Origin of the sequence: Pseudomonas sp. Ps21-P2, assembly GCF_039672565.1 — a bacterium.
Lineage (GTDB): Bacteria > Pseudomonadota > Gammaproteobacteria > Pseudomonadales > Pseudomonadaceae > Aquipseudomonas.
The window spans coordinates 610,975-634,966 of the sequence record NZ_JBDFPL010000001.1 but is presented as its reverse complement, the minus strand read 5'-3'; the positions used below and the strand labels follow the sequence as shown (position 1 = coordinate 634,966).

Sequence of the window (23,992 nt, the reverse complement as noted above, 5' to 3'; positions counted from 1 at the left end):
GTCCGCCGGAGTGCAAGTCATTTAAGGGAAACTAATGACGAGCACATGGACACGCACCAAACAGGCGATCTCCCGGGTCAGGCTGGCGGGTCGCGCCGGAGCCCATCCGAAGCTTGCGTTCGCCTACGAACGGCTGCTACGCGCCGAACTCTTCAACGCCGACCAGATGGCCAGCCACGGCATTGCCCTGGCCAACCAACATCAGCTCGGCGCAGTCACCACGCGGGACTTTCTACTGGGCAGGCTGGATGACAACGAGGCATTGCTCAAGGAGAGCTGCAGTGCGTTGACTCAAGCCCAGGCGTCCGAGCGCCGTATGACCCCTGCCGCCGAGTGGCTGCTCGATAATTTTTTCCTCATCGAAGATCACATCCGCACCGCACGGTCCCACCTGCCCAAGGGTTACAGCCGTGAGTTGCCGCGCCTGAGCAATGGGCCTTCCAGCGGCCTGCCGAGGGTTTATGACATTGCCCTGGAGACGATTTCCCACGGTGATGGCCGCTTTGACGAATTGAGCCTCAAGCGCTTCGTCGTCTCTTATCAGACGGTCATGCCGCTGACGCTGGGCGAGTTGTGGGCCATTCCGATCATGCTGCGCCTGGCCTTGATCGAGAACCTGCGGCGGGTGGCCTCACGGGTCATGGCCAACTGGGACGATCGTAATCTGGCCGATGACTGGGCCGAGCGGCTCATCGAGGTATCCGAGCACGACGTGAAAAGCGTGGTGCTGAGCGTCGCTGACATGGCTCATTCTGCCCCGCCCATGACCGCTGCATTCGTGGCCGAGTTCGCCCGCCGGCTGCAGGGTCAAAGCGCTGCCCTGGCGCTGCCGCTCAACTGGATCGAGCAGTTGCTCGCCGAGACCGGTTCGAGTATCGAGCGGCAGGTGCAATTCGATGCGCAGCAGCAGTCTGCGGATCAGATGTCCATCAGCAACAGCATCGCGAGCCTGCGCCTGCTGTCAGCGACCCCCTGGCGTGAGTTTGTCGAAGCCATGAGCCATGTGGAGCAGACCCTCCAACAGGACCCGGCCGAGGTCTATCCGCGCATGGACTTCGCCACCCGCGACAGCTATCGCCACGTCATCGAACGGCTGGCCCGGCGCAGTGGACGCACTGAGATGTCCGTCGCGCAGACCGTTGTGGCGCTGTCCCGGGAACACCGGGATGCTTCAGCCGGAGATGATCTCGTCCGCCATATCGGTTTTTTTCTGGTGGGCCCCGGAATCGGCGTTCTTGAAGAAAACCTCGGCGCCCGTGTGCCCTTTCACGAACGCTGGAAACGCCTGCTGCAAAGCTCACCGCTGACGTTTTACCTGGCACCCGCCGGTGCCCTGACGATTATTTTTGCGCTGCCGCTGCTGTCCTCGGCACACCGTGACGGACTGCCTGATCTCGCGCTCATCGCACTGGCAGTGCCTTGCCTGGTCATGACCAGTCGCCTGGCCTTCAGCCTCATCAACTGGCTGGTCACGTTCAGCCTGCTGCCCGCCATGCTGCCGAAGATGGATTACGCCGACGGGATTCCCGATGAGGCGCGCACGCTGGTCGCCGTTCCGACGCTGATCGGTTCGCGCCCGGACGTCGACGAATTGGTCGAAGGCCTGGAGGTCAGGTTCCTGGCCAATCGCGACAGCAATCTTTTCTTCGCGCTGCTGACCGATTTCCTCGATTCACCCACTGAAGTGCAAGCGCCGGATGCCGACCTGCTCGCCTATGCCGCAGAGGCGATCAATCGGCTCAACGGCAAGTATGCGGACGAATTGCCGGCGCGGTTTTCCCTGTTTCACCGCCCTCGCCGCTGGAGCGCCAGTGAACGCGCGTGGATGGGCCACGAGCGCAAACGCGGCAAGCTGACCGACCTCAACGCGTGGCTGCGTGGCGCGGGCGAAGACCGTTTCACCACCATCGTGGGTGACACCTCGGCCCTTGGTACGGTGCGTTATGTGCTGACCCTTGACACCGACACCCTGCTGCCGGGCGAGGTGGCCCGCCAGTGTGTGGCCGCGATGATGCATCCACTCAACCGCCCGGTGTTCGATGCAAGCCGTGAGCGTGTCATTTCCGGGTACGCGCTGTTGCAACCCCAGGTCGGCATCAGCCTGACCAGCACCCCCCGCTCGATCTATTCGCGCCTGTTCGGCAGTGGCGGCGGCGTTGACCCCTACACCCGGGCGGTCTCGGACATCTATCAGGACCTGTTCAAACAGGGCTCCTTCATTGGCAAGGGCATCTACGATGTCGACGCGTTCACCTGTGCGCTGGAGGGCTGTCTGCCGGACAACCAGGTCCTCAGTCACGATTTGATCGAGGGCTGCTACGCCCGGTCGGGCCTGCTCAGCGACGTGCAGTTGTACGAGCAATACCCGTCTCGCTACAGCGTGGACGTCAAACGACGTCATCGCTGGATTCGCGGTGACTGGCAACTGATCCCCTGGATCCTGCCCTGGACCCTGAATACGCGCGGCGAATGGGCACGCAACCGTCTCGACGTCATGGCCCGCTGGAAAATCCTCGACAACCTGCGCCGCAGCCTGGAGCCGGCGGCGGTGTTGCTGATGCTGGCCTGGGGTTGGTTCGCCAGCAGTGAACCGCTGGCCTGGACCTTGGCGGTGGTTGGCCTGCTGGTCATGCAACCGCTGCTCAGGACCCTTACTGATGGGTTGCAACCGCCGTTGAACGTGCCTTATCGGCAATACCTGGCCGCGCTGTGCCGGAGTCTGGGGCAAGACCTCGCCCAGATCGCTGCCACCGTCGCATGGTTGCTGTTCGAGATGTATTACAGCGTGGGCGCCATTGCGCGCTCGCTCTGGCGCATCCTGTTCAGCCGCCGCCTTTTGCTGCAATGGCAACCCTCCCGCGAAGTCGAGCGCAACACGCAAAACCCGCTGCCGGCGCTCTACCGCGAGATGTGGTTCGGCCCTCTGCTCGCCCTCTGCGGATTCGCCGGCTTGCTGACTGACCCGCTCGCGCTGGCGATTGCCATGCCGTTCCTGCTCGCCTGGGCTGCCGGCCCCTGGATCGCCTGGCGCCTGAGCGCGATGCCGGAAAATGCCGTATTCGAGCCCTCGGTGGAGGCATTGCGCTTCCTTCAGGTGCTCTCGCGGCGGACGTGGGCGTTCTTCGACGAACTCGTCGGGCCGCAGGATAACTGGCTGCCCCCTGACAATATTCAGGAAGAGCCGAAATCGGTGATCGCCCACCGGACCTCCCCGACCAACATGGGCATGGCCTTGCTTGCGCATCTGGCGGCCCACGACTTCGGCTATCTCAGCACCGACCGACTGCTGCAGCGCTTGTCCGCCTCGCTGGACACTATGGACAGCCTGGAGCGTTATCAGCAGCATTTTTACAACTGGTATGACACGCAGACACTCAAGCCCCTGCGCCCTCAATACATCTCCACCGTTGACAGCGGCAACCTGGCCGGGCACCTACTGACCCTGCGTGCGGGTTTGATCCAGCTGCCCGACGCGGCGGTGTTCGATGCTGCCATGCTCAAGGGGCTGCGCATCACGCTGGACACGCTGCTTGAAACGACGGACACCGCCGGCACCTTGACCACGCTCTATTCCCTGCTCGAAGCGCCCGCCGGAAGCAATGAAACCGATAGGCTGTTGACGGCGTTACAGACCGTTCGTGCTCGGGTGGCGGCCATGCCGGCGGGCAGCACCGAAGACAGCGCATATTGGCAAACCGCATTGCTCGCCCAGTGTGATGACTGGATCGCGGCCCTCGAACGTTATCGACTGCCCGCGCCTTTGGCTGGCCGACAACCCCGTCGCCGCACGCTGCGGGAGCTGTCCACACTGGATGAAGCTGACTGGGCTGGGGAGGATCACCCGCGAATAGACGCGGTCCGCCAGGCCGCCCTCGCCGCTATCGCCCGGATCGATCGCCTGATCCTGCTGACGGGGGATCTCGCGCAGATGGACTTCTCCCTGCTTTATGACCACAAGCGCGACTTGTTCGTGATCGGCTACAACGCCGACGAGCGTCGCCTGGACACCGGCTATTACGACCTGCTGGCGTCGGAAGTACGCCTGACCAACTTCGTGGTCATCGCTCAGGGGCAGATTCCGCAGCGGGCATGGTTCACCCTCGGGCGACTGCTCGGTGACTGCGCCGGCGTACCGACCTTGATGTCCTGGTCCGGCTCGATGTTCGAATACCTGATGCCCATGCTGGTCATGCCCAATTACGACGGCAGTCTGCTTGACCAGACCTGCCGGGCGGCGGTGGCCGTGCAGATCGAACACGGGAAACGCCTGGGCATTCCGTGGGGGGTATCGGAATCGGGTTATTACACGCTGGATGCGCATTTCAATTATCAGTACCGGGCGTTCGGCGTGCAGGCCCTGGGCCTCAAGCGCGGGCTGGGCGACGACGTGGTTGTTGCGCCTTACGCCAGCGTGCTGGCCTTGATGGTGGACGCCGAGGCGGCCTGCAAAAACCTGCAGCGTCTTGCCCGCAAAGGCGCCTGCGGGCGCTACGGATTCTACGAAGCGATTGATTACACCGAAGCGCGTCTGCCCCGGGGCCAGCGTTACATCTGGGTGCAGTCCTTCATGGCCCACCATCAGGGGATGAGTCTGCTGGCCTTGGCCAGTGTGTTGCTCAATCAGCCCATGCAACGGCGGTTTGAATCCGACCCTGCCCTGCAGTCGGCCCTGCTGCTGTTGCAAGAGCGGGTGCCCAAAGTCGCAGCGCCTTACCTGCAAACCGCCCAGCAGCCGGCCGCAGGGGATACAGGCGCCGGCCAGGAGAATGACCTCAGGGTGTTCGCCAATCCGGGACTCAAGCGCCCGGCGGTGCAATTGCTGTCCAACGGCAAGTACCACGTCATGCTCAGCAGCGCAGGCGGGGGTTACAGCCGCCTGGAAAACATGGCCGCCACCCGCTGGCAGGAAGACACCACTCGCGATCACTGGGGCACGTTCTGCTACTTGAGGGACGTTGCCACCGGCGCCGTCTGGTCGACCGCCTTTCAGCCGACCTTGCACCGGGCCGAGAGCCACGAGGCTATTTTCAGCGATGCCCGTGCCGAGTTCCGCACCCGGGAACTGGGTTTCGACACCCATATGGAAATCGTCGTTTCCCCTGAAGACAACATCGAGCTGCGCCGCCTGCACGTGACCAACCGAGGGGAATCTGCGAGGACGCTGGAGATCACCACCTACGCAGAAGTGGTGCTGGCGTCACCGGAAACGGACGCCATGCACCCGGCGTTCAGCAAGTTGTTCGTGCAGACCGAGCTGCTGCTGCCGCTGCAAGCCATCGTTTGCAGTCGTCGGCCCCGCGCCAGCGATGAGCACACGCCGTGGATGTGCCACCTGCTCGCGGCTCACGGGGTGGATATTCAGGCCATTTCCTACGAGACCGACCGCGCGCGCTTCATCGGTCGCGGCCGCAGCACCCAGTCGCCGGCAGCGCTGGACCCGGACTGCGAGCAACTGTCGGGCAGCGCCGGCCCGGTCCTGGACCCGATTGTCGCCATACGCTGCCGGATCACTTTGCAGCCCGGGCAGCAAGGCACCATCGATCTAGTGACGGGCGTCGCGGACAGTCGCGACGACTGCCTCTCCCTGATCAACAAATACCGGGATCGGCACCTGGCGGATCGGGTTTTCGATCTGTCATGGACCCACAGTCAGGTGCTGCTGCGTCAGCTCAACGTTTCCCCCGCCGATGCCCGTTTGTTTGAGCAGATGGCCTCGTCACTGATTTACGCCAACGCAGGCCTGCGCGCCGACAGCACCGTGCTGGCGGCCAACCTGCGCAATCAGCAAGGCCTGTGGGGGCAGTCGATTTCAGGCGACCTTCCCATCGTGCTGTTGCAGGTCAGAAGCCTCGAGAATATCGAGCTGGTCCAGAAGATGATTCAGGCCCACGCCTACTGGCGCCAGAAAGGCCTGCTGACGGATCTGTTGATCTGCAACGAAGATCAGGTGGGTTATCGCCAGCAACTGCAGGACGCGATCATGGGACTGGTCACTTCCGGCAGCGAAGCCACGCTGGTGGACCGGCCGGGCGGCCTATTCGTGCGGATGGCGCAGCAGATGTCGAACGAGGACCGCACGCTGATCCTGTCGGCTGCGCGCCTGGTGTTTTCCGAAGGACTGGGGACGCTTGCCGAACAGGTTCAGCGCCGCCGCGTGGTCCGGGTGCACGCGCCGTTTGTAGCGACCCGCCTTTATATGCCAGTGCCATCGAAGGCCCTTGCCCCGTTGCCCATGTCGCTGCCATTGAGCAACGCCTACGGTGGATTCAGCCAGGATGGGCGTGAGTACATCATCAACGCACCGGCCTCCCATCCCACACCAGCGCCTTGGGCCAACGTGATTGCCAATGCCCAGATGGGCACAGTGGTCTCGGAGTCCGGCAGCGCCTACACCTGGGCCGAAAATGCCCACGAATACCGCCTGACGCCCTGGCACAACGACCCGGTGAGCGACCCCGTCGGCGAGGTCATTTACCTGCGGGATGAAGACACCGGGCATTTCTGGTCAGCCACCCCCCAACCTGCCTCGGGCACTGGCGCTTACCGAACGCGCCATGGCTTTGGTTACACCGTGTTCGAGCACGAGGAAGACGGCATTCAGAGCGAGCTCTGGGTTTACGTGGCGCTGGATGCGCCGATCAAGTTCTCCAGGCTGGTGCTGCGCAATGTGTCGGGGCGTGAGCGCAACCTGACGGTGACGGGCTATGTGGAGTGGGTCCTGGGCGATCTGCGCAGCAAATCAGCCATGCACGTGGTCACCCATTCGGACCCTGCCAGCGGCGCATTGTTTGCGCGCAACGCCTGGTCGGTGGAATTCAGCGAGCGTGTGGCGTTTTTCGATACCGACTCCGTCGATCACAGTGTCACGGCGGACCGTACCGAGTTCATCGGACGTTGCGGCAGTTTGCAGTCTCCCGCCGCGATGCGGCATAAGGGGCTGTCCGGAAAAACCGGTGGCGGTCTGGACCCGTGCGCCGCGATACAGGTGACGGTGGCGCTCGCACACGGCCAGGGCACGGAAGTGGTCTTGCGGCTGGGAGCGGAGAAAAATCCCCAGGCGGCCACCCAGTTGGTGCAACGCTACAAAGGCGTGCAGGTGGCGGCGGCGGAGTTGCAGAAAGTGAAGGATCACTGGCGCTCGGTGCTTTCCGTTGTTCAGGTGAAGACGCCCGTGCCGGCCCTGGACGTGATGCTCAACGGCTGGTTGATGTATCAAGTGATCGCCTGCCGGTTCCTTGCCCGCAGCGGCTATTACCAGTCGGGCGGCGCCATCGGCTTTCGCGATCAGCTGCAAGACAGCATGGCGATGATTCATGCCGACCCGGCGGCGGCGCGGGCGCATCTGTTGCTGTGCGCGAATCATCAATACGCCGAGGGCGACGTTCAACACTGGTGGCACCCGCCCCTCAATCGAGGCGTGCGCACGGCCTGCTCCGATGATTTCCTGTGGCTCGTGGCCGCCACCAGTCGCTACGTCGAGGTCACCGATGATCTGTCGGTGCTGGACGAACCCGCCGGCTACCTTGAAGGGCGCGCGCTGGGTCCGGGTGAGGAATCCTATTACGACTTGCCCGGAGTATCGCCGCTGCAGGAGCCGCTGTATCGGCACTGTGTCCGCGCCATCGAGCACAGCCTCAGCCGTGGCGAACACGGTCTGCCGCTGATGGGCAGTGGCGACTGGAACGACGGCATGAATCGTGTGGGCTATCTCGGCCGGGGTGAAAGCGTCTGGCTGGGCTTTTTCGGTTGTCAGGTGCTTGAACGCTTCGCACGGCTCGCCGAACGTCACGGCGACAGCGAATTCTCAGCACGCTGCGGCGAACAGGCGAAACAGCTGCGTGACAACCTGGAAGCCTCTGCCTGGGACGGCGCGTGGTATCGCCGCGGCTGGTTTGACGACGGGCAGCCGCTGGGCTCCTCCGTCAACGATGAGTGTCGGCTGGATTCCATCGCCCAGAGCTGGTCGGTGTTGTCCGGTGCCGGATCACCCGCCCGCCAGCATCAGGCGATGCAGGCGGTGGATCAGTACTTGGTCAAACCGGACATCCGCGCCGTCCTGCTGCTCGACCCTCCTTTCGACAAAGGCCTGCAAGACCCGGGCTACATCAAAGGCTATGTGCCGGGCGTGCGCGAGAACGGTGGGCAGTACACCCACGCGGCTGTCTGGGCGGCAATGGCCTTTGCGCAGCTGGGCGACACGACCAAAGCCTGGGAGCTGTTGCACATGATCAACCCGGCCGACCCTCTCAACAGCGCCAGGATCGACACCTATAAAGTCGAGCCCTACGTGATGGCGGCGGATGTCTACGGCATTGCGCCCCATGCAGGACGGGGCGGCTGGACGTGGTACACCGGCTCCGCAGGCTGGATGTACCGTTTGGGCGTCGAGTCGCTGCTGGGGCTTCAACGCACCGGCAATCTGCTGCAGCTAAACCCTCTGATGCCGGTGGACTGGCCCGGGTTTACCCTGAGCTACCGATTCGCAGAGACGCAGTATCACTTCGAGGTGGTCCGCGGCGATGCCCAGGGCAGCTCAATGACTCTGGATGGCGAGCCGGTCGAGGGTGACACGCTTACGCTGGTGAATGATGGCGTGGAACGCCGGGTGCGCATTGAGTGCGGCGGCTCGCGGCCCGCAGCGTCAGCGGCAGGGGAATACGCGAAGGCGGCCGATGATTGACCTCCAGTGCCGGCGCCGCGCTGGAGTACTCTCTGTTGGTCGTCCCCTCTTCCGGAGTTTCCGTATGTGCACCGCGCCGCAGCCGATCGACAATCACTTGCTGGCTGCGCTGGCCGATGAAGAACTCAGTCGGCTGGCGCCGCACATGGAATGGGTGGTTCTGGTATTGGGCGAGGTGCTGTATGAGCCCGGGGACACCTTGCGTCATGTGTACTTTCCCACCGACTCGATCGTGTCCCTGCTGCAGGTCACTGAAAGCGGCGCCTCGGCAGAGATCGCCGTGGTCGGCAACGAAGGGCTTGTCGGCATCGCGGTGTTCATGGGCGGCGAGAGCACGTCCAGCCGCGCCGTTGTTCAGAGCGCCGGGGGAGCGTTCCGGCTGGCCGGCCATAAACTCAAGGAAGAGTTCGATCGTCACGGCGACCTGTTGCTGCTCATGCTGCGCTACACCCAGGCCTTGATTGCGCAAATGTCACAGACCGGCTTGTGCAATCGGCACCATTCGATCGATCAGCAGTTGTGCCGCTGGTTGCTGTTGTCGCTGGATCGGCTGGCAGGCAATCAGCTGACCATGACCCAGGAACTCATGGCCAACATGCTGGGTGTTCGCAGAGAAGGCGTGACCGAGGCAGCGGGCAAACTGCAGCGCCAAGGCATCATCGAATACAGCCGGGGCCAGATCAAGGTCCTTGACCGCTCGCGACTGGAACAGTTGAGCTGCGAATGTTATTCAGTGGTGAAGGCCGAGTCCGACCGCTTGCTGAGCTACACCCGACAAACGTGAGTGATCGGGTCATCATTAGGGTCTTGAAGGCTCGATACGGTGATTGCACAGATCGGATAAAAACGGCCTCAGGAACTTCAGCATCCACGGGACCCTTTGATGGCGATCAGATACATCCGCAGCCTGACCGGCAGAAGACGCACCCCCGCCGCTAACCGGCACCTTGGCTTCGCCCTGGCTTTTGTGGCCGGGGCCATCAATGCCGGGGGCTTTCTGGCGGTTCAGCAGTACACCTCGCACATGACCGGCATCGTCTCGTCCATGGCCGACAACGCGGTGTTGGGTGCGTACGAACTGGTCGTGCGCGGCGGCAGCGCCTTGCTGTCCTTCATGGCAGGGGCGGCCTGTTCAGCCATCATGGTCAACTACTCCCGCCGCAGACGCCTGCACAGCGCGTTTGCGCTACCGCTGCTGTTAGAAGCTTTTTTGCTGATCTGCTTCGGCTTTCTGGGCGCCAGGCTGGCGGCGGTGGACGGCATGATCGTGTCGCTGACCGTGATGCTGCTGTGCTTCATCATGGGCCTGCAAAATGCCCTCATCACCAAGGTTTCCAAAGCCGAAATCAGGACGACGCACGTTACCGGCATCGTCACTGATATCGGCATTGAGCTGGGCAAACTCTTTTACTGCAATGGCGCCACCCCGCCCGGGCAGCCGCGAGTGCTCGCGAACCGTGCGCGCCTGAAAATATTGGCCGTACTGGCCTTGAGCTTTTTCGCCGGCGGGGTGGCGGGTGCGTACGGGTTTAAACACGTCGGGTACATCGCCACTGTGCCGCTCTCGCTGGTCCTCGGAGTACTGGCCGTTGTGCCTGCGCTGGACGATGTGCGGCGGTATGTCCGCCGTGCAGTGCGTGGGTGACCTGTCGGCAGACGTGCCCGTACAGGATCGACACGCCAAGCGAAGCAGCCGAACGGTTGCCAACCGCTTCTACAAGTGAGCACGCACGTCATCCTGATCACAGAAAGCAGTGTCAGTCCCGCTGAACCTACAGCGAGCTCACCTCCGGATTCAGCCGCTCCAGCACCTGCCTGCTATTGCCGCCGCCAAACAGACTCATCAGGTCCATGACCCGGACCGGGTCTTTGGGGTCGACGCTCAGCTGGATGCCGTCGTTTTTGCCTTTGAACAGTTTGACCATCAGTTCGCAGCCATCACTGAGCATCGGGGCTTTTTCCCGCATCCCGCTTTCACAACTTTTCTGCCAGTTATCGAGGCTTTTCTCGAACCAGGCCTGGCGCTGTTTGTCGGCACTGCCGGCAGTCGGGTCCAAGGGCGTGGCGTAGCGTTGTTCGAGCAATGCGCTGCGTTTGACCATGCCCTTGTCCTTGAAACTGACGTTCAATTCGCTTAATTCGGCTCGGGCGAATGCGGCCTGCACGCCTTGCGCTGCACCGCCGAGCAACCCGTAGACGGCCATCTCGCCGCCGCGCTGCAAGTCATTGATCGTACGGTGAAGGTCCTTGACGTTATCCATGCGGTAGCTGGCGCTAAAGGTGAACAGGTCTGGCATGTCCAACAAGGTCTCACCGGTGGCGCGGGTAGCGCCGTCATCCAGGTCCAGGAACAGCATGAGGTCGAACGGTTTGAGCTCGTTGCGGCCGCTGCTTAATAACGGGCCAAAATTATTCATGCCCCTTGAGCCACCGCCCATCCCCATCAGGCCGGCCATTCCGCCCAGGTCCTGCAGACTTTGCAGCGAGCTGCTGGAAGCCTGTATGCCGCTGGCTTCGATGCGCACACGACTGCGGCTGTCATTGTTGATCAGGTCGGTCACGATGACTTTATCGGCGCGCAGACCGCCTGCCTTGCCCTCACCAAACTCGACGCCCTTGATCACAACCTTGCCGCCAAAGGGCGAGGAGCTGACCGAGGCCCAACTGACAGTCCCATTGAGATGGTTGTCATACACAAAGTCATCGAGGCGCTTCTGGGCCTGTTTGCCTGCATAGGCACACAAGCCAAAGTAGCCCGCAGCGAGTATCGCCACAGCCGCAGCAGGGACAAGCAGTTTTTTCTGGATCATTGCACATCCCCCTGAATGTTCCGGTCAGGCCAGGCCTGTTTGAATACCTGGCGCGCCGCGTCGGGCGTCCAGCTGTCGTCGCCCAACTGCATGCGCATGATTTTCAGCGGATCACGTAAATCGGTGCAGCCGTCTTCGGCGCAGGCTTGCAGGTAAGTCACCGCTACCAGGGTCAGCGGCAGGTCTTCGCTGTCTCGCTTGACCGGGTCCAGAGTGACCTCGCCTTTGGCCAGGAACCAGCCCTTCTCAGGCTTAAGGTTGGGGCCGACCACATCCAGTTGCGACTCATAGGGGTAATCGGTTTCCCAGCGTCCATCCGTCTTGCCGACAATGTGCACGATCTGGCTATAAGCAGCTTTGCCCCCGGCCACCAGCCGCGCATAGCCGCCCCCGGAAGTGGGCGCATAGCTGACGTCGGTCAGCAGGCGAGACTGGATGTATTTAGCGTCGCTGCTTTCGGTTTTCAGCTGGGCAAACTGCTGGAGCTGGGTCTGGGCCTGGTAGCCGGCCTGCTCAAGTTTTCTCTGCTCTTCGTACTGGCGCTGACGGTCCGCAGCGCGTTGTTGCTCAGCGACCTGCGCTTCATGCATAAACAGGTAGTTGTTGGCGTTTTGCGGGTTGAACTGCCAGCTTTTGCTGCTCCAGTTCCGGTTGATATTGGATTCATACAGCCAGCTGTCGCGGTCATTCTTCACAAGCCCCTGCGGTACATCTCGAACGGCGATGAAGCTGACGTTCGGGGTTTTCGGCTGGACCTGGTCCAGAGCGCTCAGGGCGGTGAACACCGTGGTTTTAATGGTTTCAAGCTGGCGGAAAAGCTCCTGGTTTTCGGTCACGGCCACCAGCGCCGGACTGCGGGTATCCCAATAGCCACTCCAGCTGTAAGACGCTCGCAGCAAGTAATGGATGCCGCTGGCCGGGTCACTGGAGAGCAGCATCAGGGCGTTTTTCTGGTTATCAAAGCCTACGATAGGAAGCTGCGGCGCTTGTTTGTTGAACGGGATGCCTTGATGAAAACTGCCTTCATATTCCTTCAGCTTCACCCCGTCTGCCCGTAGCACCACCACTGCCCCCTCACCTGCAGCGTAGCCATCGGAACCGCAGGTGACACCGGTGGATTTTGCACTCACGAAGCGGGTGTCGCCGTCTGGCTTGTAGGTGGTACGAAACAGGCAACCGTTCTGGTCTTTGAGCTCCAGGAAAAAGGTGGCAGCCTTGATCGCGTCGGCCTCGGACGGCGGCGTCCAGCCGGATACCGCAAAAGCCGGCGTCACGGGAATGATGGCTTTGGGCGCAGGGGACGGCGGAACCGGCGCCGATTCAGACGGTTGTGGAGCTGCGGCGGCGGGCACAGGCGGTGGGACTGGATCTGCAGCCACAACGGGTGAAGGAGCCGGGGATGGAACTCGATCTTCCGTCAGAGCCGGTGCAGGAACTGGCGGCTGGACTGGGGCCACAGCAGCAACGGGTGCAGGAACGGGCGGCACCGGGGCCGGGTTTGGCTCGGAGACAGGCGCAGCGGCAACCTCGGCTGCTGGCACGGCCGGCATGTCAGCCACGACGACATGGCTGGACCATTCCTCCGCCTTGGCAGCCACCCCATTGGCAACGATCTGGCCTTGAGCGTTGTAGCTTTTCCAGTTCACCGTGGCAGCACTTGGGCACTGGCTGGCCAGCAGGCCGCCGAGTTTGGGCAGCAGGCGCGCGACGGCATCGTTGTCCGGCTTGCCGGCGAAGGCAAAACGCAGCGCCAGCGGGTTTGTGCACCACGGCTGATTGTCGGCATGGTCCACGAAGACTTCGACGTTCTCGCCTTTGGAAAAGGCCAGCCGGTAGGCAGCAGCATGGGCATTCGGGCACACGGCAAGCGCCAACAGGGTCAGTGGCAACAGTTTGCTTACGCTGCTCATCAAATCAGTTCCCAAGCGCCGTCACCCGCCTGGCAGGCCTTGACGGTTTGCTTCTCAGCCTGACTGTCCTTGGCTTTGACGTCGTAGGTAATCGTGCGGCACGTCGTCTGCGCGGTCAGTTTGTCTTCCACCGGTTTGGCGTCGATGGCGTCAAGGTCCACGCCCTGTTTCGCAGCGCTGGCAACGTCGAGGTTGTCCAGGTCAGTGGCGTTGTCGGCGGAGCCTTGTGTGGCAGCACTGCTGGCAACCGCCATGGGTTTGGGCGCAACGGCCTCCACCAGTGGGGCATACACATAGCCTACGGTGACGCCACGGCGACCTACCATGATCCAGTCATTGTGGGTGCGGCCCAAAGCGGTGAACGTCGAACTCGGGGGTAACCCACCCACTTTGTCGGCACTGCTGTCCGGCGCGCTGCGCAGGTTGGCCGACTTGATGGTGCGGTAAGGTTTATTGATGACGGTCATGTCGGTGACCGGCTGAATCTTCGGCAGGCGCTTTACCGCCACCTGCCGCGACTGCGTTTCGGTACTCACCGGGGTGATCTGCGCGCTGCTGCCGCTGTGATTGGACTGCCAGGTAGCGGCCTGGCCGTCCTGGTTTCTGTTGAGGACTTGCTGGGTTTGTGCAGCGAGGGCGAGACGGTCGGTTTCATCCATCTTCGCGCCGATGGTTTTGCCCAACAATGCGCCAGCCAGGCCGCCGATCAACATCGCTGCGGTTCGGCCGCCTCCGCCGCCGATGCGGCTGCCGATCAGCACACCAGCGGCGCCGCCGATTACGGTGCCAATGTTTTCCTTGTTAGCCCAGTCGGGACCCGACGTGGCGCAACCGGATGAAAAACCAATGCTCAACACGAGCAACGCAGCAGTGGCCTTTTTTGCCAAACCCATCGCACAGTCCTCTGAGGTGAAGGAGAGATATGCAGGGATGAGTTAGCACGGTGAAATCGTTGATTGGCCTTCATCCCTGAAGAAGTGCGCGGATTACACACAAATTCCAAAAGAGTCACAACCGTTTTTATGGCTGACAGGCGGTTCGGGGGAAGAACAGCGGGCTGCGACTGGAGCAACAGCCTTTACGACTGCATCAGCCAGCCAACGCTCCGCTTCCAAACGAGCCTTGCATAGGGATAGGGGGTACCCCTATGCTGCATTCCGTCTTGGCAGGGGTGAATCCGATGGGTCATATCGCAGCAAACAAAAACGATCTTCTCAAGCGTGTTAAGCGCATCGCCGGACAACTCCAGGCCGTCGAACGGGCATTGGAGTCGGATCTCGACTGCGCCAGGACACTGCACCTTGTCGCCGCCACTCGCGGGGCCATCAACGGCTTGATGGAGGAGATCATTGAAGACCACGCCCGCGCGCATATTGCGGATCCGGGTCTCAGCGAAGCCGAGCGCAGCAAAGGTGTCGAAGAGCTTCTTGAAGCCATTCGTCGTTATTCCAAGTGAACACATCCCGGCGGTCACTCATGAACAGCAGCATCAACTACGCACACGACCACGTGTTCCTCGGCTCAGCCCACGATGAGAATGCCAGGCGCACACTGTGGGTCGTGGCACTAACCGTTGTGATGATGGTGGGTGAAATCGCCGCCGGGTATGTCACGGGCTCGATGGCGTTGCTGGCCGATGGTTTTCACATGGCCACCCATGCCGGTGCATTGGGCATCGCCGCGGCCGCCTATGGGTATGCCAAGCGTAACGCGTCCAGCCAGCGTTACAGCTTCGGCACAGGAAAGGTTGGAGATCTGGGCGGGTTTGCGTCGGCGCTGATCCTCGGTATGGTTTCCCTGGGGATCGGCATCGAGTCCGTCATGCGCCTCTTGCAGCCAACGGACGTTCAGTTCGGCACCGCTACCCTCATCGCGATTGCCGGGTTGATGGTCAACATCGTCAGCGCCCTGTTGCTGGGCCACGGGCACAGTCACGGACACGATCATGACCATCATCATGATGATCACGGCCATAACCATGCCCATCATGGCAACGACAACAATCTGAAATCGGCCTATGTCCACGTCATCGCAGACGCGCTGACGTCGGTGCTGGCCATCGCTGCACTGCTCGCCGGTCGCTACCTGGGCTGGGTGTGGCTGGACCCGGCCATGGGCATCGTCGGCGCCATCGTTATCGCGCGGTGGGCATGGACCTTGATGAAAGTCACCGCAGGCGTATTGCTCGATCAGACTGACGCACACGTGGCCGAGGAGATCCGCCAGTTGGTTGAAGAACCGGGGGATGCCACGATCACCGACTTGCACGTCTGGCGGGTTGGACCCCAAGCCCATGCGGCCATCGTCAGCGTCCTTGGCGCGGCCACTGCGAACGCCGACACCATTCGTGAGCGTCTCCAGCCGGTCCATGAAGTCAGGCATCTGACGGTCGAATTTCGACCGGTCTGATTGATCACCTCTGCCCCTCATCAAAAGGAAATTGCGATGCCACCCGGCAAACGTGAACAGGCGCGAATCGAACGTCGGTTAATTGCGACGCTGACCGACGCGTGCGAAACCGCAAAAGGTGAAATCAAAGGCTTCACCTGGCTGACCCACCTTGCTGACCTGGAGGCGTTGGCTGAAACCCTGAACGTGATCTGGGTGTTCGAAACGCTCGCGGACAGGAAGCTCGCCCAGGTTGAAGCGAAGGCTCGCCTTTTTGAGCTGACGGCCATTGCGTTGAATGAAGCCGGCATTGCTCTGAAGCTGTCAGATCGCAATGTCCGCTTTGACTCTGAGGAAGAATGCCAGCGCAGTCACAGTGGCAACTGGCAGAAGCGACTGGCTAAGGATCACTGACGATGGCGAAGGAAATCGAAAATCCGTGCATCGCTGTGTGCCAGCTCAGGGGTGATCTGTGTGTGAGTTGTGGCCGGACCAAGGAAGACATCAGAAAGTGGAAACGCATGAAGCGCCCTGAAAAGATGGCGGCCGTGCTAAGGGCGAGCGCTCTTCTGAAGCAACTTGACAAAAAATAGCAAGAACAGCAGCGCGGTGAAGGTTGACGGGAGGCCCGACAGCCGCGTGTTTAAACGCCCACGAAACATCTTGAACCATTTTAGTTCGTGACTTCTCTATCTGATTGCGGCGCTCGTCTAATTCCACTCTGGATGGGAGAAGGCTTCGCCAAACCGATCTCATAGACTCTCTGGACACGCGCAATGACCCCAATACCTCTGCTCCTAGGCTTTGTCATCATGTCGCTTGCCTCTTTGGCCATCTATGCCAAAGGCGTTCACAGTGGCCCACTGCGCGGCCACACTCTGCTTCACTCAGCCGTACCTTTTATCGCTGCAACAGCCTACCTCTGCATGTACCTGGGCGTCGGTAATCTGATCAAACCGGATGACAGCGTCACGTATCTCGCTCGTTACGTCGACTGGGGCTTAACGACACCGTTGCTGCTGGCCGGGGTCGTGAGTTCCGCCTATCTGGGCACCCGTGAGCAGGAGGGGCAAGCCGGTTTTGTGGCGTCTATCGTGACCCTGGATGTGATCATGATAGTGGCGGGACTGATCGCCTCGCTGGCGCCTTACGGCACCCTGAAATGGGTCTTTTTTGCTTGGTCATGCGCGGCTTTTGTCGGTGTGCTTTATCTGTTGTGGAAGCCACTGGCTAGCCTCTCGGGGCAGCGTCCAGCTATCGGCGCGGCCTACCGCAAAAATATCGCTTTCCTCACTGTGCTGTGGCTGATCTACCCCGTTGTTTTCGCCATCGGGCCAGAAGGCATATGGATGGTCAGCGACGCGGCAACGATCTGGGTTTTTCTGGTCCTCGATGTCCTGGCCAAGGTCGTCTTTGCCTTCACCTCCGAGCGCAACTTGCGTGCCGCTCTACCGCAGTCAGGCGCGTCAGCGTGAACAGGATAGGCTGGCTGGCATTGCTGTTGACGGCCGTGATTGCCAGCCTGGCCGGAGCAGAGGCGCAACTGACGTTTGCGCTGGCGGTAGGGTTGGGTTTGGGGCTGTTGCACGGGGTAAGCGACATGCACCTCGTGACACCGGCACGACGCCCCGCCTTTCTGTGCTCCTATCTGGCTGCAGCCTTGGGTGGCCTAATCTGCTGGCAGATCGCAAGCGCTACCACGCTCGTGTTTTTCCTAGTGCTGTCGGCCTGGCATTTCTTCCATGAGGATGAACTGTTCCACGATCGGCTGACATCCTTGGCGTTGGGACTTTTCATTATCAGCGGTCCGGCAGTGGTGCACGAGGCGGAGGTCGCCCGGTTGCTTGGTTTAGCAATCGGCTCGGAAGAATCCCACGCCTGGGCGGAGCGGCTGACGTGGTTACTCGCCGCAGGTGGCATTGTCGCGCTACCGGTATTGCTGCTGGTCTCTTGTCGGCAACGCTGCCTGTGGTTAGCGACCACGCTGGTTGCCGTGGTGCTGTTACCGCCCCTCGCCGGCTTCGCTGTGGGCTTCTATGTACTGCACGCCGCGCCTCAAACCAGGATTCGCCAACGTTTGTTGCGCGCGGGTCACCTTGCCGCCTACCTGCGCCTCACCTGGCCAATTCTGGTGGGCGCAGCGCTCTTCACCTTGGTTGGAGGTTTTGTCTTCTTGCTGCAAGAGGGCACCGGAATCCGCGCATTGTTCGTTGTGTTAACCGCCTTCGCAGTACCGCATATGATCGTATTGCCCCGCTTTCGACCGGCGGGCTTGAGCAGTCAGCCAAGCTCGGCAACGCGACTGGTTGAGCGGTAACTATTCACACACCAAGGTTCAAAGAAGGCCGCCGTTTCCCCAAGGCTGGAACAGCGCGCCTCCTCAGGGCGCAGGCCGGAGAACCAGGAGCGTCCCCACAGCCACGCGCTTCTTGTCGGCCAAAGCCCCTTTCCGATCGCCGCCCCCAAGCAAGTGAGAATATGCGGCAAATCACAACTGAGTTCAGTGAAGACGGACCCCCTTGGATCCAATGGACTTAACTCAATATTTAACCGAACGGCGCTTAAGATCTCCCAGCAGCGGCCGATTGTATTGGATTGCTTAGTTTGAATTTAACGCTAAGCACCTTTGGGTCAAACGCTGGTGTCCACCTGGAGTTACAAAGTGACGTTACGCCTAACCTGCAAAGCTATTATTGTGGCGCTGTCTTGTACGCTGTCAAATGTGGCTGTCTCTGAAGATCTCAAGGTCTACAACTTTTCCCCTGTCAATCAATACAACCTTAATCTCTCAGCCACTTTCTGGAACCCGATCATACGGTACGTGTCCGAAAAAAGCGGCGTGAACCTCACGCTGAAATTAGGCCGCACCTCCTCTGACACGACCAGTTATGTGCTCGCACAAGAGGTTGATTTTGCATTTACCAATCATCTCTTCAGCCCTGAGCGCGACAAAATGGGCTGGAAGGTATTTGGCCGCCGTGACGCCCCTGCCCTCGAAGGACAAATCGTGGTCCCCGCCGATTCGCCCATCCATAGCCTTTCCGAACTGGAAGGCAAAGAGGTCGTGTACCCCGGCCCCGAAGCGTTTATTGCTTACAAAGTCACCAGCTCGGAACTGGTAAAAAAAGGGATACATACGTCTACGGTATTTGCAGGAAACATGGACGGCGCCTTCAGCCAGCTGCTCAGCGGCAAGGCTCAGGCGATGGGTGTCAATTCACAGCTTGTCAGCGGCTACACGGAGAGAGAAGGTCAATCGTTCCGCGTATTGTGGAGTTCGTCCTCGTTCAATGATTTAGCCCTCATGGCCTCCCCTCGTATTTCTCAGAAAGAACTTGATGCGGTAGCCAACGCATTTTTTAACATGCAGTACGATAAAGACGGCAGCAAGATTCTTCATGAGGCGACCGAGTTAGTTCATGCACCGGCACCGATTACTTTCATTCCTGCGACGGCAGCGGATTACGCTTCCTATCGTGATTTTTACAGCAGCTTGCCGGCAAACCTTAAGTAAATAATCTGACATTTAGCTGGAGAGGCTATTAATGACTTTCTTTAAAAGCCTGCTGCCAAAATCGCTGACGTCGCAAATATTGGGAATGTTGTCTATTCTGATAGTCGTATTCCTTACGGCCGGCCTGGGTCTGTTTTATAAAAATCAGCTTCTTCAACATATCGAGGAAATCCAAGACACCGCCAATATGCTGATCGAGGTTGCCGCGCAAGCCGTGGAGGAAAGCGTAGTCATCGGCGATTACGACACCATCAAAAGAACCCTCGAAAAGACCCTGGCTCGCTCGCCATTCCAATCCGCCATGTTTATTGACCTGTCGGGTGGCGTCATTCGCCTGCAGGCGCCCAGCGCGCCGGTTGGCAGAGCCCCCGCATGGATAGAGTCCGAGGTCGCTGCACGATTGTTCGATGTCAACCGTCCGATAACGATCGGTGGGAAAGATTATGGCGTGATGCGCCTGTCATTCAACGCCGAGAAAATAGCGACCGAACTTTGTAATCTGGTGGTGCAAGCTACGGTACTGGCAGTGCTTTTTTTGCTCACAAGTTTGTTATTGATGGGCTGGGTGATCAAGCGTTCGCTTGCCCAGCTGGACAAGCTTCACTCTTATGAAGCGGAAATCGCTTCCGGCGAAGTGGCAGCAGAGGCTATGTTGGTCGCAGATGCTCCCGTTGAAATACAGGAGGCAATCAAAGCGGTAAACCGTACTGCGGCGAACATGCGTAATCACTTTGGTCAGCGCATCGAATCGTTGATGAACACCCTGGTGCAGCATAAAAACGCCCTGGATGAGGTTTCAATCGTTTGCGAATGTTCGCCGTCCGGTCGCATCACCTATGTCAACGAACGATTCGTCACAAGCTCACAGCGTTCCCGGGCCGAGCTTTTAGAGTTGACGATCGATCAAGTCTGGAACGGCATGTCTTCAACCACTCAGCCGTGGCAGTGGGCACCTGAACGCGGAGTGTGGAACGGTGAGGTCAGGCTTACCGGTCTTGCCGGTAAGGAGAAATGGCATCAACGCACCATCATCCCTATTCTCGATGACAGGGGCGGCGTTGAAAAATATATCTGCATCGACATCGATATTACGGATCGAAAAGAGTTTGAGGATGCGATTCTCGATAACGCCAGAAGGCAAAACCTGATCGCCCTGTTTGGCCAGCAGGCACTGACAGAGGAAAACGTCAGCGCCCTGGGTGAACTGGCCGCACTGACGGCCGCGCAAGGGTTGAGCATGAGTAAGGCCGCTTTGTTAGTCGTTGATCGAGTGAGTCACGGAGTCATCCTCAACGCCAGGACCGGCTTTACCAGCGTTGATGCCCGGAATGGCTACACGAATGAATTCTTGAGCGGTATGGGTTCTTCTGGCGGGCTTGAGATTATTTCCGATACGCCTGATGCAACGTACAAGTTGCTGTCGATTGACACCGTGGAAGCTGAGCGCATTGGAAGCCGTATAGAGGTCGATATACCGTGCGGGAATGCCTTTAAGGGTGTGCTCGGAGTCTATGCCCCCACGGGGCAGCCCTTTACCCGTGAAGATCATAGCTACCTCCAAACGTTAGCAAACCTGTTGGCCGCCGCGCTTGAACGGGATGACGCGAAGAAAAGGCTCACCTATCTGGCCGAAAATGATTCGCTTACACATCTGCCTAATCGCTGGTTCCTGAATAATTACCTGCACGCTGCCATCAGCCGCACTGCATCAGCGCCCTCTGCAATAAGCGTCATGTTCATCGATCTGGACAGATTCAAAACCGTGAACGACACCATGGGGCATTCCGTAGGGGATGAATTGCTCATCCAGGCAAGTCGGCGCCTGGAAGAATATATCGATGACGACAGTCTGGTTGCGCGGCTGGGGGGCGATGAATTTTCGATTATTGTCACACAGGCCGCTTATTCGGAGAGCTCCATAAAATCGCTGGCGGCCCGTATTGTCGACGCTTTGGCGAAACCATTTAATCTTCGCGGCCAGGATATATTCGTTTCAGCGAGCGTTGGCATTGCTAATTATCCCTTTGACGGGGATGACGCTGGCGTCATCCTCAAGCATGCTGATACGGCCATGTACCATGCAAAAAAGAGCGGTCGTAATAATTTCAAGTTTTACACTGCCGAGATGAATGAAAGTGCCGTCAAGCGTTTGCAAACTGAAACGCTGTTGCGGGGCGCGCTCGATCGCGACGAGTTCATTCTGCATTTCCAGCCCAAGGTCAGCCTCGCAGACGGCAGCATCAGTGGTTTGGAGGCGTTACTGAGGTGGAATCATCCAGAGCTCGGCCTGGTTTCTCCCGCTGACTTTATCCCTATGCTTGAAGACACCGGCCTGATCATTCCTGTGGGCGAATGGGTCATCCGGAAGGTCTGTGAAACCCTAAAACGTTGGGAAGATAACAATCTCGGGGTGGTACCGATCGCCATCAACCTTTCAGCCAGGCAGCTTCAGGTAAAAGGGCTGGCTAAAATCGTCAGGCATATCCTGGAAGAATACGGTATCAACCCCGCTCTTTTAGAGTTCGAGCTCACTGAATCCGTTCTGATGATTGAACCCGAGTCGGCGGTTGAAATACTTCGAGAGATAAAGTCATACGGCATAGGGCTTTCGGTCGATGATTTCGGAACGGGTTATTCCAGCCTCGCCTACTTGAAGCGATTCCCTATCGACACTCTTAAAATCGATAGAATGTTCATAAAAGATATAACAAGCAATCATGAAGACGCGGCGATCACCCGCGCGGTCATCGTATTGGCGCACGAACTGGATCTAAACGTCATTGCGGAAGGCGTCGAAACATCTGACCAACTAGAGTTGCTTGTCAAACATGGCTGCGATCAAATTCAGGGCTATCTTTTCAGTAAACCCGTCACAAGTGATGAGTGTGCCGCCATGATTAAATCTTCACGCACGTTGGCTATACGATTTTCTGAACCTGATTTTGCCTGAATCAGTATCTGCAGCATTTGCACGACCCGCCAGGACGGGCAGCGGCGCTTGAACCCAGGGTGAATGTCTTCCCCGGGGCCTCCCCCTCAGACCCGTCGCAGCTCTGGCGAACACCATTGGGGTCGCGACGCAGCCCGGTTATGGGCACACTGTGCAGCATTCGCCTGAACACACAGCGCCTAACCTCTATCCGGACGTCACATGACACCCAACGCAGAACTCTATAACCCTTCTACCGACTACGCTGACAAGCTGATTTCGCGGATTGGCCAAACACCTTCGTGGATCGCCAAGCGCATCGGTGTCACCGACAAGCGCATCCGCTACATCCTGGACGGCGAAAGAACCGTCAAGGGCGAAACCACGCCCATTCAGATGACCTACACTGAGCAGTTCGCCCTTGAGTGCCTTGTCCAGGAGGCCATCGCGCTCAAGAGGTAAGCATCTTGGGCTGCCGCGAGGCTACAAACCTTTCAGCAGCCCGTCGGCGCGCAGCAGATCAACGATCACGTGCTCATCCACCGCATACACACCCCGCGAAGCCTTCCAGACCAGATTCTTTTCCTGCAACGCGATGAGCGCTTGTTGCACGCCCGGCACCTCAACCTTGATGTCGCTTTCCGGGATGCCCGCCTGCTTCATCGCTGTGGCGTACAACGCCATGGTGGGCGCCTCGAACGGGGCGAAGTTATCGCCCATGCTGCCCATGACGCGAATCACGGCCGACTGAATCGGGGTGAGGCTGTGGATCACCTTCTTGAGGTTCGCATTCAACTCATCAGCCTGTGCGCGAACAAGCTCGGCAAACCGCTCACGTACGTTTTCAGGGTCGATGAAAAAATCGAAGCGAATGGCATCAGCCGCTGCGCCGAGCAATTCGGGCCGATAGCCGCTTTCTTTGAACAGCTGGAACACTTCTGCCGGATCGAGCGGGGATGGCAGATCGATGTTGGCGCACAGCCAGTCGATGTAGTTCTGATCGAGCGTAGGGAACGGCACCATTGATGCCCCAAAGAACGCCTGGTCCTTGCTGTTGCGCAGCATGGCCAGCTTGTCCCGGTTCGAGCCGGTGCAAACGATGCGCAGGCCGTGGTGCCGGGAGCTGTTGAGTTCGTCCCTCGCCGCCTTGAGCGCGAACAGCGCCGCCACACCCGCCTCGGTGGTAATCGCGTGCTGCGCTTCATCGATCATCAGAACGATGAGCTTCTGCGATTCGTCGGAGAGCGCCACCAGCGCCGTGGTGAGGTCGATGTCCTTGCCGAGGCCGATTTTATCCAGACTGAAATTCAAGCCGCCTACAGCGACCTTGTCTATCCCGGAAGCCTTGGCCAGCCGTGTGATGAAGCCATCGTTTCGGCCAACCGCTTCGCGTATGGCTTCCACGATGACAAGGCCGGGGTCTTTGGTCAGGTCTTGCCAGAGGTCGGCATACAGCACAATCGCCCCCGCTTTCTCCAGCGCAGGACGCAGGTCTTCGCGGGCGAAGGTGGATTTGCCGGTGCGCCGTGGCGCTGCCAGGAAGACGCCTGAACTGGCCGAGCTGCCCACAGATACCTGAATGATCAGCTTCGAAAGCCGGGCGGCCAACTCGGGGCGGTGGTAGAAGATTTCGGGCATCTGTAGACCTCAAGCACAGCTCTATAGGCAATTATAGAGCGACTATAGACCAATTATAGAAAGGGTGAAACTTTACGTTTATAGCGGATTATAGAATCACTATAGAGCGACTATAGACTGATT

Annotated in this window: 16 protein-coding genes; 12 read left to right on the top strand and 4 right to left on the bottom strand. The window is 59.6% G+C overall.

Going from position 1 to position 23,992, the window contains the following annotated elements; all coding sequences use genetic code 11:
• The first annotated feature begins 34 nt into the window (after positions 1 to 34).
• The 3 genes from ABEH28_RS02725 to ABEH28_RS02715 all read left to right on the top strand — a co-directional run bounded on the left by ABEH28_RS02725 (position 35) and on the right by ABEH28_RS02715 (position 10,325).
• A complete protein-coding gene (locus ABEH28_RS02725) occupies positions 35 to 8,680 on the top strand; it encodes a glucoamylase family protein (protein ID WP_346629017.1) in 8,646 nt (2,881 codons plus the stop codon).
• Between the two features lie 64 nt (positions 8,681 to 8,744).
• Entirely contained in the window at positions 8,745 to 9,464 is a 720-nt protein-coding gene (locus tag ABEH28_RS02720) for a Crp/Fnr family transcriptional regulator (protein ID WP_346629016.1), read from the top strand.
• A gap of 99 nt (positions 9,465 to 9,563) precedes the next feature.
• Positions 9,564 to 10,325, top strand: a complete 762-nt coding sequence (locus ABEH28_RS02715) for a YoaK family protein (protein ID WP_346629015.1) — start codon at positions 9,564 to 9,566, stop codon at positions 10,323 to 10,325.
• Between the two features lie 127 nt (positions 10,326 to 10,452).
• On the opposite strand, the gene ABEH28_RS02710 is transcribed toward ABEH28_RS02715, so the two are convergent.
• From ABEH28_RS02710 to ABEH28_RS02700, 3 genes are read right to left on the bottom strand one after another with little or no spacing between them, the layout of a single operon-like run.
• A complete protein-coding gene (locus tag ABEH28_RS02710) occupies positions 10,453 to 11,490 on the bottom strand; it encodes a hypothetical protein (RefSeq protein WP_346629014.1) in 1,038 nt (345 codons plus the stop codon).
• Positions 11,487 to 13,400 carry a hypothetical protein gene (locus tag ABEH28_RS02705; RefSeq protein WP_346629013.1) on the bottom strand — a complete coding sequence of 638 codons (1,914 nt, stop codon included), beginning with the start codon at positions 13,398 to 13,400 and terminating at the stop codon, positions 11,487 to 11,489. The genes ABEH28_RS02710 and ABEH28_RS02705 overlap by 4 nt, the downstream gene beginning before the upstream one ends.
• The gene (locus ABEH28_RS02700) at positions 13,400 to 14,293 is read right to left on the bottom strand and encodes an SH3 domain-containing protein (protein WP_346629012.1); all 894 of its coding nucleotides are present in this window, start codon (positions 14,291 to 14,293) and stop codon (positions 13,400 to 13,402) included. The genes ABEH28_RS02705 and ABEH28_RS02700 overlap by 1 nt, the downstream gene beginning before the upstream one ends.
• 287 nt (positions 14,294 to 14,580) lie before the next feature.
• Here ABEH28_RS02700 and ABEH28_RS02695 point away from each other — a divergent pair, with 287 nt between their 5' ends.
• From ABEH28_RS02695 to ABEH28_RS02655, 9 genes are all read left to right on the top strand, one after another.
• On the top strand, positions 14,581 to 14,856 hold the full coding sequence (locus tag ABEH28_RS02695) for a metal/formaldehyde-sensitive transcriptional repressor (RefSeq protein WP_192172569.1): 276 nt from the start codon (positions 14,581 to 14,583) through the stop codon (positions 14,854 to 14,856).
• A gap of 20 nt (positions 14,857 to 14,876) precedes the next feature.
• Complete coding sequence (gene dmeF, locus ABEH28_RS02690; RefSeq protein WP_346629011.1) at positions 14,877 to 15,809, top strand: CDF family Co(II)/Ni(II) efflux transporter DmeF; 933 nt, start codon at positions 14,877 to 14,879, stop codon at positions 15,807 to 15,809.
• Between the two features lie 36 nt (positions 15,810 to 15,845).
• Positions 15,846 to 16,202: a hypothetical protein gene (locus ABEH28_RS02685; protein WP_346629192.1), complete on the top strand. Its 357-nt coding sequence runs from the start codon at positions 15,846 to 15,848 to the stop codon at positions 16,200 to 16,202.
• Positions 16,203 to 16,204: 2 nt separating this feature from the next.
• Complete coding sequence (locus ABEH28_RS02680; protein ID WP_346629010.1) at positions 16,205 to 16,381, top strand: DUF1289 domain-containing protein; 177 nt, start codon at positions 16,205 to 16,207, stop codon at positions 16,379 to 16,381.
• A gap of 183 nt (positions 16,382 to 16,564) precedes the next feature.
• Positions 16,565 to 17,263 carry a bacteriorhodopsin gene (locus tag ABEH28_RS02675; protein WP_346629009.1) on the top strand — a complete coding sequence of 233 codons (699 nt, stop codon included), beginning with the start codon at positions 16,565 to 16,567 and terminating at the stop codon, positions 17,261 to 17,263.
• Entirely contained in the window at positions 17,260 to 18,105 is an 846-nt protein-coding gene (locus ABEH28_RS02670) for a Brp/Blh family beta-carotene 15,15'-dioxygenase (protein ID WP_346629008.1), read from the top strand. The genes ABEH28_RS02675 and ABEH28_RS02670 overlap by 4 nt, the downstream gene beginning before the upstream one ends.
• Before the next feature lie 345 nt (positions 18,106 to 18,450).
• Complete coding sequence (locus ABEH28_RS02665; RefSeq protein ID WP_282368484.1) at positions 18,451 to 19,302, top strand: phosphate/phosphite/phosphonate ABC transporter substrate-binding protein; 852 nt, start codon at positions 18,451 to 18,453, stop codon at positions 19,300 to 19,302.
• Positions 19,303 to 19,333: 31 nt separating this feature from the next.
• Positions 19,334 to 22,252 (top strand): EAL domain-containing protein, encoded by a 2,919-nt coding sequence (locus ABEH28_RS02660; RefSeq protein WP_346629007.1) that lies wholly within the window; start codon positions 19,334 to 19,336, stop codon positions 22,250 to 22,252.
• A 201-nt stretch (positions 22,253 to 22,453) separates the two neighbouring features.
• A complete protein-coding gene (locus tag ABEH28_RS02655; RefSeq protein ID WP_346625741.1) occupies positions 22,454 to 22,693 on the top strand; it encodes a hypothetical protein in 240 nt (79 codons plus the stop codon).
• A 21-nt stretch (positions 22,694 to 22,714) separates the two neighbouring features.
• Here ABEH28_RS02655 and ABEH28_RS02650 read toward each other — a convergent pair whose 3' ends face one another.
• Positions 22,715 to 23,869: an ATP-binding protein gene (locus tag ABEH28_RS02650; protein ID WP_346629006.1), complete on the bottom strand. Its 1,155-nt coding sequence runs from the start codon at positions 23,867 to 23,869 to the stop codon at positions 22,715 to 22,717.
• Positions 23,870 to 23,992 lie beyond the last annotated feature (123 nt).